General features: G+C 56.6%; 8 protein-coding genes, 2 tRNA genes and 1 pseudogene. 7 read left to right on the forward strand and 4 right to left on the reverse strand.

The window, feature by feature from the left end; all coding sequences use genetic code 11:
• The 4 genes from AB5Y92_RS11300 to AB5Y92_RS11315 form a co-directional block, all read left to right on the forward strand.
• The coding region (locus AB5Y92_RS11300) for a hypothetical protein (RefSeq protein WP_368226798.1) at nucleotides 1–192 on the forward strand (192 nt) is incomplete at its 5' end.
• The gene (locus tag AB5Y92_RS11305) at nucleotides 185–577 is read left to right on the forward strand and encodes a hypothetical protein (protein ID WP_139493804.1); all 393 of its coding nucleotides are present in this window, start codon (nucleotides 185–187) and stop codon (nucleotides 575–577) included. The genes AB5Y92_RS11300 and AB5Y92_RS11305, both read left to right, overlap by 8 nt.
• Nucleotides 578–741: 164 nt before the next feature.
• Nucleotides 742–816 (forward strand) — tRNA-Gly (locus AB5Y92_RS11310).
• A gap of 2 nt (nucleotides 817–818) precedes the next feature.
• Nucleotides 819–894 (forward strand) — tRNA-Asn (locus tag AB5Y92_RS11315).
• Between the two features lie 44 nt (nucleotides 895–938).
• Here the strand turns inward: AB5Y92_RS11315 and AB5Y92_RS11320 are convergent.
• Entirely contained in the window at nucleotides 939–2,012 is a 1,074-nt protein-coding gene (locus AB5Y92_RS11320) for an HNH endonuclease (RefSeq protein WP_368226799.1), read from the reverse strand.
• Nucleotides 1,996–2,622 carry a class I SAM-dependent methyltransferase gene (locus AB5Y92_RS11325; RefSeq protein ID WP_368226800.1) on the reverse strand — a complete coding sequence of 209 codons (627 nt, stop codon included), beginning with the start codon at nucleotides 2,620–2,622 and terminating at the stop codon, nucleotides 1,996–1,998. Before AB5Y92_RS11325 ends, AB5Y92_RS11320 begins: the two co-directional genes overlap by 17 nt.
• 261 nt (nucleotides 2,623–2,883) lie before the next feature.
• On the opposite strand from AB5Y92_RS11325, the gene AB5Y92_RS11330 reads away from it, so the two are divergent.
• Nucleotides 2,884–8,082: a RecQ family ATP-dependent DNA helicase gene (locus AB5Y92_RS11330; protein WP_368226801.1), complete on the forward strand. Its 5,199-nt coding sequence runs from the start codon at nucleotides 2,884–2,886 to the stop codon at nucleotides 8,080–8,082.
• Between the two features lie 149 nt (nucleotides 8,083–8,231).
• Here AB5Y92_RS11330 and AB5Y92_RS11335 read toward each other — a convergent pair.
• Together AB5Y92_RS11335 and AB5Y92_RS11340 are read right to left on the reverse strand one after the other, a co-directional pair.
• Nucleotides 8,232–9,287: pseudogene (locus AB5Y92_RS11335) on the reverse strand (IS3 family transposase).
• A 72-nt stretch (nucleotides 9,288–9,359) separates the two neighbouring features.
• Nucleotides 9,360–10,130 (reverse strand): hypothetical protein, encoded by a 771-nt coding sequence (locus tag AB5Y92_RS11340; RefSeq protein ID WP_368226802.1) that lies wholly within the window; start codon nucleotides 10,128–10,130, stop codon nucleotides 9,360–9,362.
• Between the two features lie 241 nt (nucleotides 10,131–10,371).
• Here AB5Y92_RS11340 and AB5Y92_RS11345 point away from each other — a divergent pair, with 241 nt between their 5' ends.
• Together AB5Y92_RS11345 and AB5Y92_RS11350 are read left to right on the forward strand one after the other, a co-directional pair.
• Entirely contained in the window at nucleotides 10,372–10,923 is a 552-nt protein-coding gene (locus tag AB5Y92_RS11345; RefSeq protein ID WP_098969277.1) for a lipoprotein, read from the forward strand.
• A gap of 199 nt (nucleotides 10,924–11,122) precedes the next feature.
• Nucleotides 11,123–13,120 (forward strand): hypothetical protein, encoded by a 1,998-nt coding sequence (locus tag AB5Y92_RS11350; protein ID WP_368226803.1) that lies wholly within the window; start codon nucleotides 11,123–11,125, stop codon nucleotides 13,118–13,120.
• The last annotated feature ends 1 nt before the right edge of the window (nucleotide 13,121 follow it).

Raw genomic sequence — 13,121 nt, forward strand, 5'->3', positions numbered from 1 at the left:
GTCGACACCTGCAAGAACAGCAAGCGGGCCGCTCTACCGGAGAATGTTGTACCGGTGACTGGCGAGGTGTTGCGGGTACTGGCTCTGCTGCTACGACAAGTCCCTGAATACCCACTTGAGCCTTTATTCAAGCCCGAGCGTCTTGATGAAGTTAAAAGTCGTCTGAATTCTATGGAGATATCACATGCCTGAACAACAATATGGCCGTCAAATTCTTGCGGAGGCCCATTATCTTAGCTCCGCCATGAAGGCTCGTAAACCCAAGTACGGGAGTCGCGAGCTCCCCTACTTGATAAAACAGTATATGCCTAGCTTGGCCCAAACGCCCCAGTTCGAGCGTCAACTATTCTCCCTGATTGCGCAGACTCCTGACTGGGGGCGTAATCAGTTTCTCGACAGGGTTTTTGAGTTGATTGGGAAGCATTTTGGGGTTGCTGTGCCAGATAGGCTAAGAGTTGCGCCGAGGGTGTCCCGACTGGATGCACTTGCCGATGCAGTTGAAGATCGAAAGCAGCAGATAGAGGCTGATAACGAGGATTTTCGGTTGGAGATGATGGCTGATGAGCAACGGCCATGAGATGATTAATTAATCGGTATCATATGACAACGCCGTAGCCCATAGCTGCGGCGTTTTTTTTTCTAGCGATTCAGTTTGCAAGCTACCTGATTCTGCATGTCTTTCTGATTGACTTTTATTAGATAGATTACTATTATCCGCCCCGTCTTAACGAGACAGGCAATTCCTCCTTAGTTTAGTCGGTAGAACGGCGAACATCCAATCCGTAGATAACGGGTTAAAGTCCTTGGGAGGAGCCAATTCCCTCGTAGTTCAGTCGGTAGAACGGCGGACTGTTAATCCGTATGTCACAGGTTCAAATCCTGTCGAGGGAGCCAAATTCTAAAGCCCAGCCTTTTGGCTGGGCTTTTTCGTATCTGCCTCAGAAGAGTCTAGAGAAGCCTAGATTACTCATCCCCACACTGGGGGCTGTCACGTCCACAAACAGGTCAATACCACGCCACAACCGAGCATGCTCACGGAGTGCTTGCTGATAGGCCCAAGTGGCGATTGCGGTAGAACGCTCGGCGTCGATGCTCACCAGAGGGGACAGCTCGTCAGTGAGGTACGCCCCATGGGTCAGGATATTCTGCTCGTACCAGGCATCCCTGTGCTCGGGAGCGGCAAGAAAATCCCGTTTGCTCCGGTTACAGTTGGCGTGTGCCAGTACGAAGTTGTGGCCCAAATCGATTGGATAACGACGCCAGGGGATGAAATGGTCTACCTCACCACTCCCGTGTATCGCCTTGTTACAGTAAAAACAGGTTCCCCCCTGCAAGTCCCTCAAAACCTCCCCCACCCGTCCCAGCGCCTGACGGCTTGAACCAAATAGAAAATTCTCCAGCCCTACACTTGGGCCAATCAGTGGCTGATTCCCCTTGATGTCGCAGATAAGCTGCAACCAATGCTGTCGGGAGAGGGAGACCACCAGATCGTAAAAGCGGTGGAGACAGTAGAGAATTCCGGGGTTCAGGCAGATATGATCCGCGCCCCTTTGATGAGGATAGAGGTGGTACTCCTCTCGCCCACCCAGGATCTGCAGACGCCACAAGGGCCCCTCAACAAGGATGCGCCGAACTCGGGCAAGAAGAGGCCGCCAGGCGTCGTGCCGACGCAGTGCAGTTACCGAGCGGACCCCCTCTGCACGCAGCCGGGACAACTCCGTCAGCATGATGGCCTGACGACCGCTGCTCTGTTTGAGCAAGGTAGCCGTTTCTCCCGTCGCCGAGTAGGGCAGACTGTGCTGCCAATAAAGCTCCACAAACTTGGTGGCCAGTTCGTCCAGCGTAATAGTGCGCGCCGCGGTCAGATCATGGGTCTCGGTACTGCGCTCAATCGCGATATCTGCAATCCCGTGGAGCAAGGCGCACTTGTAAGTGGCCACAAAATCGCCTTCGGTAAAGATGCGTTGCAGATAGGCAATAAAAGCGAGTTGTTGCTCAGGGGAAGCGTGCATGTTCACCCCCAAGGATCAGACTCTGCCAACTCAAGCCGCTACGCGCCAAGGCATCCTCCTGTGGTTCTGACACATGGAGCAGTGTCATCCCCTCCTCCAATGCAAGCCGCTCCACCTCATCGACAGCTACCGGATACATGGCTCGCTCCCGCATCTCCTGCTCCGAGATAACCAGACGAAGACTCAGTACCAGATAACCATCTGGTGAGAGCAGCTCATGAAGACGTGCCAGCGCCAAGGGACGAGACTCCGGGGGTAGATGCATCCAGACAGCACTGAGCAAAATCAGATCAAAAGTACCGGTCACGCGAGAGAGAGCCGGCATAGCGTCATTGACCCAATCCACTGCAACATCCCGGGTACGGCACTGTCCCAGCGAAGCGAGTGCCTGACAGGGCTCGGCAGCGACCACAGTGTTGCCCTGATGGAGCCCGGCCAAAAACGCGGCATCCCGACCACTGCCAGCCCCTACATCGAGCAACCGGCGCGGCGCCGCCACGAGCCAAGGCTCCAGCAGAGTGAGCCAGTCGCAATGAACAGTGCGCGAAGATACCTGTTGGTAACGGGCCGCCAATTCGGTGGCGTGGCGCTGGTAGTAGTCGAGGGACACAATGCGTTCCAATCGGAAAATAAAGGGAAATAGTCTCACAAGATCAGTGGGTTGACTATGACAAGGACGACACTTTACAGACATGAACGATTAAGGGGGCAGAGGCATTTACAAAAACGGGATGCCAGCCAAAAGAAGCGCGGCCAGAGGGCTCTGAATGATGCCACCGCTCAACATTTCGGGTAATATTCGTCCAACTCACTGATCTGTTGGCACTTATTATCGCCATGATAGGTCAACGCCAGATGGAGATGGCTATTGATGAACCCAGCTGATGTCGTGGCCCTGTTTGGGGATGACAAGATTCTTTCTTTTGACCTTGAGCTGACCAGGGATGAAAAGCTGCGCCATCTGGGTGCACTCCTGGCTGATCGTGAGCTCAATCTCAAAGGCCCGCAGGATCTTTCCATCAAGGCGTTAAATGCTCTGGCACAGGGGGCTGAGGTAATCCTTGGCCATAATATTCTCGATTTTGATCTCCCCTGGTTGGCCAAACAGGCTGTACGTCCCCAGTTGCTTCTCGAAAAGCCGGTAATAGATACCCTCTATCTATCTCCCCTTGCCTTTCCCAAAAACCCCTATCACCGCTTGGTCAAGGATTACAAACTGGTTCGGGATACCCTCAATGATCCGGTCGCGGATGCAAGGCTCGCATTGCAGATCTTCTCGGAACAGTTGATAGCCCTGCAAGCCTTACCCCTGTCCCAATTGCAGCTTTATCAATATCTGTTCGACCAGGGAGTCATGGCGCAATTTAACACTCAGGGTCTGTCACTGGTGTTTGCCAGACTGACAGGCCGCCCGCCAGTGCGGGTCTCGGAGCTACCCACTCTCATCAAGAGCATTGCCCATGAGAAAGCGTGCCCCAATCAGCTCAACCGGGTGATTGGTGATGCCCTGCGTCAACCCATGCTGTTGTTACCATTGGCTTATGCCTGCGCCTGGTTGCCCGTGTCCGGCGGGAACTCCGTGTTGCCCCCCTGGATTTGGCGCCGCTTCCCCCAGACCGCAGAAATCATTCACACAATTCGTGAACGTCACTGCGGTCATGCTGACTGCAGCTATTGTCAGGAGAACCACGATGCACGCCGCCATCTGCAGCGAATCTTCGAGCTCGACAACTTTCGCAACCTGCCTGATGGGACACCATTGCAGAAGACCTTGATCGAGGAAGCCATGGCTGGCGTCGCATTGCTCGGCATACTCCCAACCAGCGGCGGTAAGTCGCTCTGCTACCAGCTCCCGGCACTGGTGCGTAACCAGCGAAGCGGTGCTCTCACGGTCGTGATATCCCCCCTGCAGGCACTGATGAAGGATCAGGTGGACAACCTTAAGCACAAGGCCGGTATTGAAGGGGTTGCCGCTATCTCGGGGCTGCTGACGCTACCAGAGCGAGGCGCGATTCTTGAACAGATCCGTATGGGGGATATCGCCTTGCTCTATATCTCCCCCGAGCAGTTGCGCAACCGCACAGTCAAACAAGCAATACGACAACGTCAGATCGGTGGCTGGGTATTTGACGAAGCGCACTGCCTGTCGAAATGGGGGCATGATTTTCGCCCTGACTATCTCTACTGTGCCAAGGCCATCGCCACCATTGCCAAGGAACAGCAGGTCCCCATGCCTCCTGTCTTCTGCTATACCGCGACCGCCAAACCGGATGTGATTGAGGATATTTGCGCCCAGTTTCTCGACAAACAGCCCAGACCTCTTCTCAGACTGGAAGGCGGGGTTGAACGTACCAACCTCGAATATGCCGTCGTTGAGTGTCCCGGTCTCAATAAACAGGGCCATATCCTTAACCTGCTCGAGCAGTTCTTCGGTGAGGAAAAGCCCGGTTCCTGCGTTATCTACTGCGCAACCAAGCGCAGCGTGGACGAGCTGGCCGATTTCCTCGGTCAGCAACAATCCCTCCCGATCTCGCGCTTTTACGCCCGAATGGACAGTGCCCAGAAAAAAGCGACTCTCGAACAATTTATCAATGGCGAGATCCGGGTCATCTGCGCGACCAACGCCTTCGGGATGGGGATCGACAAGGATGATGTGCGTTTGGTGATCCATGCCGATATCCCCGGCTCCCTCGAAAACTATCTACAGGAAGCGGGACGAGCGGGACGCGATACAGCACAAGCCCACTGCGTACTGCTGTTTGATGAACAGGATATCGAGAAACAGTTCCAGCTCGAGGCAATGAGTGAAGTCAGCCTGCGCGATATCAAGCAGATTCTGCGCGGAATACGGCTCAGGGCCAGCAAAGGCGGCAAGCAGGAGAACAACCCGCCACTGGTCGCAACCAGTGCAGAGCTCATCAACCTGCCTGAGGTGGAAACCAGCTTTGCTGCCGATGACACCAATGCGGATACCAAGGTCAAGACAGCGATCGCCTGGCTCGAGCGCGCTGGCTATCTGGAGCGCAGCGACAACATCACTCAGGTTTTTCAGGGACGCCCTCTGTTTGCTTCCACAGAAGAGGCAATGAAAAGGGTAGACAGTCTGAAACTGGCTCCCAAGGCCAAAGCCATATGGCAAGCGGTTATCCAGGCGCTGATGAGTGCTGCCGATGATGATGGTCTCAGTGCCGATGCCATTGCCGAAGAGGCAGGCCAATACATGGCCGATCACGGAAGTGGAGTTCAGGCCAGTGAAGTGATGCGGGTACTCACCCAGATGGCGGATGTCGGTCTGCTCTCTCAGGGGATGTTACTGACTACCTGGCTTCGCCCCAAAGGAAGAGACAATGCCCGGGTGCTCTGCGGGCAAGTACACAGCATTGAAAAGGCGATGCTGGACATCTTGCGTGAAAAAGAACCCGAACCTGATACAGGGCAAGGGCTGATCTTTAACATTCGACTGGTCAATCAGGCCATCAAAGATCTGGGGCATGAGCGGTGTAACCCTGGCTTGCTGCGCAATTTGCTGACCAGCTGGGCCCAGGATGGTCGCTCGGGGGGCGAGAAAGGCTCCATTGATGTCAAATATCTCTCTCGGGATCTTTACCAACTCACCTTCAACCGAACCTGGTCCCAGATTGAGCAGACAATTGATCAACGCCATCGCGTCACAGGCGCCACCCTCGATTTTCTTTACACCCTGTTGGCAAGCAGCGAAGAGAGTGTCCAGCGCCAGGTAATGCTGTCATTTGCCCTGGAACAACTGGTCAAATACCTGCGAGAAGACATGGATGTGGCTCAGCTCATGAACAAGCGGGAGGCAAGCAGCCACCAGGAGTGGTTGCTCAAAGGCGCAGAGCGGGCACTGCTCTACCTGCATGAGCAACACGCCATCGTGCTGCAAAATGGTCTTGCCGTGTTCCGAAGCGCTATGACCCTCACGCTGACCGCTGAGCGGCAGCAACAATACAACAAGGCAGACTATCAGCCGCTTGAGCATCACTATCGCCAGAAGGTGATTCAGATCCATGTGATGAATGAATACGCCCGCATCAGCCTGGAGCACTTCAAGAAAGCCAAAAAGCTGGTGACAGACTACTTTTCCATGGAAGCTGACAAGTTCCTCGGTCACTACTTCAAAGGGCGCAACAAAATCCTGGAGCTGGCGACCAGCGAACACTCCTGGAAGCGCATTGTCGAAGATCTTCACAACCGAGCCCAGGAGCAGATCGTTCAGGCACCGCCCGAGCAAAACTTGCTGGTACTGGCAGGCCCGGGGTCAGGCAAGAGCAAGGTGATTATCCACCGCTGCGCCTACCTGATGCGGGTCAAGCAAATCTCCCCATCGCGGATCATGTTGCTCTGTTACAACCATAATGCGGCGATGTCCCTGCGCCGACGCCTGACCGAGTTGCTGGGGCGTGACGGAGCACGGGTCTCGGTATTCACCTTTCACGGTCTCGCAATGAGTCTGACAGGCAATGCGGTGCAAAACCGGACATCCGACGATATCGACTTTACCACCATCATTGATGACGCAATCAAGCTGCTCCGGGGGGAGCAGAACCAGCTCGGTCTCGAATTGGAAGAGCAGCGTGAAAAGCTGCTCGGTGGATTGCAATTTCTGCTCGTCGACGAGTATCAGGACATTGATGAACAACAGTACCAGCTTATCGCGGCACTGGTGGGCAAAAGCGAAGAGGATGAGGAGGCCCGACTGCATCTGATGGCTGTGGGTGATGATGACCAATCGATCTACGCCTTTCGCGACGCGAACGTCAGCTTTATTCGCCGCTTTGAGCACGACTACAATGCCCAGACTCACTTCCTGACCTGGAACTATCGTTCCACCACCCACATCATCGAGACCTCCAACCGCGTGATTGAGCACAATCAGGATCGCATGAAGCGTACACATCCCATCAAGATCGACGACAGGCGCAAGATGGAAGTGGCCGGGGGGCACTGGGAGGGACTGGAGGCAGCACAGGGCCGTGTCATCATCCAGCAGTGCCAGGATGTGGCGCAACAGGCAGCCGAGGTTGTGAGACATATCGCGCTTATCCGTGAGAAGACTCCCACTTGCCCGCTGGAATCTATCGCCGTGCTGGCCCGTAATGGGCTGGAGAAGGAGGAACTGGCCTGGGTTCGCTCGGCGCTGGCAGATGCCGATATTCCCTGTCGTTTTACTCTGGATAAAGAGAACGGTTTTCCTGTGCATCGCTGCCGTGAAATCTTGCGCTACCAGAATTGGCTACAACAGCAAGGTCATGCCCTGCTGACAGCGGAGCAACTTGCAGCCCCTCTCCCTCCACTCTCACTGGCCAACCGTTGGGAGGAGCTACTGCACAATCTGATTGCTCAATGGCAAGCCAGCCAGGGAGAGCACGCTCTTTCTGCCCACCACTTCCTGATGTTCCTCTACGAGTATTTGAGCGAGCAAAAGCGCCAGATCCGCTTCGGTAAAGGGGTATTGTTAAGTACGGTACATGGGGTTAAGGGGGAGGAGTATCGCCATGTGATACTTCTCGACGGCGGCTGGCAACGCGCGGCGGAGCTATCGACCAGTAACCTGGAAGAAGAGCGGCGCCTCTTCTATGTGGGGATGACACGTGCTATCGAAAGGCTGGTTCTCATGGCTCGCCACGATCAACGTAATCCCCATATTCCACTGATCGCCTCCCACTGCTACGTGCAGAGACCTTACGCAACCCGACCGGACAGACAACGTCGTTTTGCCATGATGGGTATGTCGCAACTGGTGTTGGGCTATGCCGGACGCAGTAGCGAGACTCATCGTATCCACCGCCTGCTCAGTCAGATAAAGGTTGGCGATGCCGTGCGTATCGCTCCCGATAAAAACAACAAGCTTCATGTGTATCACCAGAATCACGAAATAGCTCGCCTCTCCCTGCTCGGCGAAGAGACCTGGAAATTCGACATGAATAGCATCCGTGAAGCCCGAGTGATTGCTCTGGTGGAACGACGTAAAGAACAGGAGAAAGAAGAGTATCAACCCAAGATGCGCAGCGAACGTTGGGAGATCCCCATAATCGAGCTGGAGTTATGAACCAAACTGGTAGCCCCCCATGCTACCGGGATAGACCTTCACGACTTGCAGCACCAGCTGTGCCGGTACTGCAATAGGTGATAGTGAAAGCTTGGTGACTTGACGACACGTCGCTGCCAATAGCCTCAATTCAGGTCATAATGTAGTGGTCAACTAAATCCGGACACTTGGTTAGGCCGTTCTTCGGCTTTTGCTGGCGGTATCCCGTCATTGTGGCAATGTGGACGCCGCCAGTTGTAGTAAGTAATCCATCAGGTAATAACTGATATCTCGTTTCGCTTCTCGCAAGCTCATATATCCCATAGCCGGGAGCCACTCTGACTTCAGGCTCCTGAACAGTCGCTCCATCGGGGCGTTATCCCAGCAGTTACCACGCCGACTCATGCTCTGGGTCATGCGATAGCGCCACACTCGTTGCCGAAATGCCCGGCTGCCATATTGGCTGCCCTGGTCAGAGTGAAATAGCACACCGGATGGGCAACCCCGCTGCTGATAGGCCATCTCCAGTGCTTTGATGGCTAGCTCTGCATCTGGTTTATCTGACATCGCCCAGCCCACGACCCGCCGGGTGTGCAGGTCAAGCACCGCTGCCAGGTAATGCCAACGACCACCTGCCCAGACGTAGGTGATATCGCCACACCACACCTGATTGGGTTGCTGGACATCAAATTCACGGGCCAGCAGATTGGGGATATCCGGTCGTTCAGACTGTGCCACCTTATAGCGGTGTGCGCCCGGCTGTTTGGATACCAGCCCGGCTTCCTTCATCAGGTTACGTACTTTGAATCGGCCAATCTGATACCCCAACTCTCGCATCATCGACATCAAGGCGCGGCTGCCCGCTGAGTTCCGGCTTTCTTTGAACAACCTGCGCAACTCAGAGCGCTGCTGCATACGCTCACGGTTAATCGTCCGCCTGCGAGTCAGATAGTCGTAAAAGCAGGAGGTGGGAACATCGAAAGCGCGGCAGACCAGAGTGATGGGGCTTCCAGCTCCTGGATTTTCTGCAGCTCCGGAGTCAGCGCTTTGCTGATTGGGGTAGTGCCAATTCGTTAGGATTGAAGCTGCTGAACCCAACGACGCAGTACGGTTTCACCGACATCCAGTGAACAGCTGGCTTCAGGGACAGAATATCCCTGGTCGAGCACCAGGGATGCGGCTTCGAGTTTGAATTCGGCAGTAAATGAGCGACGTAATCTTGTCATTGAACACCTCAGGTCATGGTGGCGACTGTACCACCTAAAATGGTGTCCGGGATGATTAGACCACTACATTGCTTATTGGCGGGTGACCCGGATCTGCAGGGTCTGGCGCTCGCTCTGGCTGCCTCGTCCGCCCTGTAGCTGGGTGCCGAGCCTGCTCCCCTGATCTGCCGAGCTGGTTGAGAGCTCCCCCACTGTCAGCCACTGGCCCGGGGCTCCACTGACCTCGGTGGCACTCTGCCCGCGATTGATGGTGCCCTGATCCAGCCTCGCCTGTTCGCTGCTCAGCGCAATCTGCACCCGATCGCCAATCAAGGTGGCCGTGGCATAGAGGCCGTTCACCAACGGCATCATCCCCACCACGGCCCCCCCGTTCCACTGATAGAAGGTGACCGGCTGATAGGAGCCCATCTGCAGCAGCACGGGACGGCCCGACAGCCCGCGCACCTGCCAGCTGTCGTTCTGGCTGCGCTGGTACTGCCGGGCGTTGCCATCGAGCAGCCACTGCCGCTTGGCCTCGTCGCGACTGATTGAGCCCCCCAGTTGCTGACCGCTGGCGGCACCATCGACCCGCCACTCGATAAGCAGACTTTGCGGCGGCTGGTTGATCTGCGCCAGCGTGGCTTCGGCCTCCTGCAGCTGGGCTGGCGTCCCGCTCAGCACCAGCTGATTACCCATGGCACTCACCCCAAGCTGGGGATAGATCTCCTTGAGGGTCTGCACCGCCGCCTGCGCCTCGAAGACCGGGATCACCTTCACCTCGGCCCACAGCGACGGGCTCCAGAGTCCCATCATGCAGCCAAGCCACAGCAGCGCCCTGCGGTCAACCTTGCCCATCCGAACCATTACGCTCTCCTCGTTCTCTGTGCTCTTCTCGCTCTCTGTTCTCTCTCTGCTCAGGCGTAGACCTGCGCCCGCAGCCAACAGCTCAGCCCTATTCCGCTCACTCGTCGATGATGAACCCGGCGGTTGCCAAAAAACAATCGGGAATGCAGCAACTCCGTGATTTCCCACGGTATGAGGCTCTCATTCCACGCCCGTTATCGCGTAAGATAGCGCCATCATAGTTGCCCAAGCGGAATCCATCATGTTGAAACAGTTGTTGTTACTCCCCCTCGCCCTGCTGCTGGGGGCCTGCTCCCTGACCCAGTACAACGTCAGCGAGGCCGAAATCAACCAGTACCTCAAAGATCAAGTCTCTTTTGAAAAACAGCTGGGGATCCCCGGCATCATGTCGAGCAAGATCCGTCTGGATGAGATGCAGAGCCGTATCGGCCGCAAACAAGCGGATCGCATCGAGCTGGATGCCGCTGGCGACCTGCAGGTGAGCAGCCCCCTTGGCAGCCAGCAGATGAAGATCCGCTTTGCCCTGAGCGCACGCCCGGACTATGTGGCCGATCAGGGCGCCATCTATCTGCGCGACCTTGAACTGGTCTCGGTCAAGACCGAGCCGGCCGATATCGGGGCCGCCCTCACCCCGCTGCTGCCCACCTTCAATCAGTCGCTCTCCCTGTTCCTGTCGCAGACCCCGGTCTACCGCCTCGACAGCAGCCGCAAGAACGAAGCCAGGATCAAGGATAAGGTCGAAGCCCTCAAGGTAGAGCCGGGCCGTCTGGTCATCCCATTCAAGCTGCTCTGATCGCCGCCGCACTGGCACTTTCAGCGCAATAAACAGATAACCGCCCTCTTCGACAGCGCACGTCTGCTTTAACGTGCAGCCGAATGGGGCGGTTTTTTACTTCTCAAGTCCCCTCCAACACAGCATAATGCAGACCATTCTCATTTAGATTCGTCATGAGAAGCGTCAATAATAAAACCAACCAATGGTGAGAAGGGACATGAGAAAAACCGTACTGGTTCAGGCGATCGCCTGCGCACTGATCAGCGGCGCCGCACACGCTGCCGTCAAAGTCGAAGACAAGACATTCAATACCGCCGCCAACATGCTGGCCTATACCGAATTCGAGCTCTCCGGTGAGCCGCTGGCCGAAGCGCTGGGGCTGGATCTGGATGTGCTGGATGCCAACCGTGCCGATGAGCCGACCCCGTTCGACTTCGCTGCCGGCATCGAATCCTACGAATACTCCGAAGAGGCCATGTACGCCCTCAACTACCAATCCGGCATGGGCCCGCATCTGGTAAACGGGCCGCAAAACCTGGCTCGTGGTGGCACCATGGCCTCTCTGGGACAACGGGTGTTGGCCATGGCCGATGCCGTTGGCTTCCCGGCTGATGAAGTGCCGCAGGGCATGTATCCCCTCTCCCTGCCCTACGCCTCCGCCAATCCGGAGTTTGCCCAGGCCGTCAACGCCACCCCGGTCAATGGCGACCAGATCACCATCAAGACCGCCAAAGGGACCGAGAAAACCGTCAAGACCCAGGTGCCCGCCTACTTCCGCGACTACAGCACCCTGCGCTGGAGCGGCAGCGACAACCTGCTGGTGCCCGCAGCGGTGGGCGGCATCCTGCTCAAAGAGGTGATGTGGTCGCAAGACTTCCTCGGCGGCATGCACGTGGCCGAGACCGATGAAGAGGTAGAAGCCGCCTCCGCCACCATGGATCAGGATGGCAAGCACAAGCTGGGCGTCTCTGCTGCCGATGGTTTCAACGGCATGATGCTGACCGAACAATCCATCGACAAGCTGGCCATAATGCAGAACCAGCTCGGCTTCGATGGCAAGCAACTGGGCGCCAAAATCACCCCGCAGTACGATCCGGCCAAGGGCGTGATTTACTTCCCCCATCAGGTGAAAGTGACCGAAACCAGCAACAACGATGCCGGTGCCATCGGCAAGCTGGAGGTGGTGGATGGCTCCGCCCAGCTGCGCGATGCCTGGATGATGCTGTGGCCGCTCTCCGAGTTCTATGCCTTCAGTGATCAGCGCAGCGCCAACACCAACCAGAACCCGGCCTTCCACGCCGTGTTTGACGGTGCGCCGTTTGCCGCCGCACCGGCTGCCAACAAGACCAATGACCTGGGCAAAGCCGTTGCGGGCAGCGATGCCTTCTCGCTGGCGATCAATCTCTCAAACCTCACCTTCAAGAACCTGGCTGCCCTGCACTTTGATGCCAAGTCTGGCACCCTGGTCGACAGCTGGCAGGCAGGCAAACAGGGCAAGCACGTCACCACCTTTGACGCAGCTTACGCACTGGTCGCCCTGCAGATCTTCCAGCGCGCTCAGGATGCGCTGCCGGTCGGTTACGCCGCCGGTGACAATGGCGAGCTGAACCTCAAGACCAAGCAGGGTCAAGAGGCGCTCGACTTGATCCGCAAACAGGCCGATTTCATCCTTGCCAACCTCAAGGGCAAAAATGGTCTGGTGCATGATGGCATCACCCTGGGTGGCAAGCTCGATGCCAGCTACTCCATCGATGCACAGTTCGCCGCCATCCGTGGTCTGACGGCTGCGTTCCTCGCAACCTCCGATGCCAAGTACCGCACCGCCGCCCGCGAACTGTTCATCGCTGCCGACAAGGCCTACTTCAATGCCAAGGCGGGCACCTGGCTGGCGGGTAAACAGGGTGAATACACCCCCTGGACCCAGGCTGCCATCTCCGGCGCCCTGCGCTCAGCCATGCTGAACCTGCGCAACGAAGGGGTCGAGAAGGCGCCCGAGCTGGAGCTGGCCAAGCTGACCGGTCAGTACGTCAGCTGGTTCCGTGGCACCGTCAACGGTGGCATGCAGATGGCCGAGTGGATCGGTGACTCCGGCGAGAACATCATCGAAGGTGCCGGCAGCGACACCGATGAAGATGGTGTACCGCAAGTGACCGCCGCAGGTGGCAAGCACGGCACCGCCATGGTGATGGCCGCCAAAGCGGTGGTTAGCGAATAAT

Origin of the sequence: Aeromonas sp. R1-1 (assembly GCF_040908495.1) — a bacterium.
Taxonomy (GTDB): domain Bacteria; phylum Pseudomonadota; class Gammaproteobacteria; order Enterobacterales; family Aeromonadaceae; genus Aeromonas; species Aeromonas veronii.

Excerpts from the sequence above, each read along its gene's own strand:
- AB5Y92_RS11305 (WP_139493804.1), top strand. The coding sequence starts at position 185 with ATGCCTGAACAACAATATGGCCGTCAAATTCTTGCGGAGGCCCATTAT.
- AB5Y92_RS11320 (WP_368226799.1), bottom strand. The coding sequence starts at position 2,012 with ATGCACGCTTCCCCTGAGCAACAACTCGCTTTTATTGCCTATCTGCAA.
- AB5Y92_RS11330 (WP_368226801.1), top strand. The coding sequence starts at position 2,884 with ATGAACCCAGCTGATGTCGTGGCCCTGTTTGGGGATGACAAGATTCTT.
- AB5Y92_RS11340 (WP_368226802.1), bottom strand. The coding sequence starts at position 10,130 with ATGGTTCGGATGGGCAAGGTTGACCGCAGGGCGCTGCTGTGGCTTGGC.
- AB5Y92_RS11345 (WP_098969277.1), top strand. The coding sequence starts at position 10,372 with ATGTTGAAACAGTTGTTGTTACTCCCCCTCGCCCTGCTGCTGGGGGCC.
- AB5Y92_RS11350 (WP_368226803.1), top strand. The coding sequence starts at position 11,123 with ATGAGAAAAACCGTACTGGTTCAGGCGATCGCCTGCGCACTGATCAGC.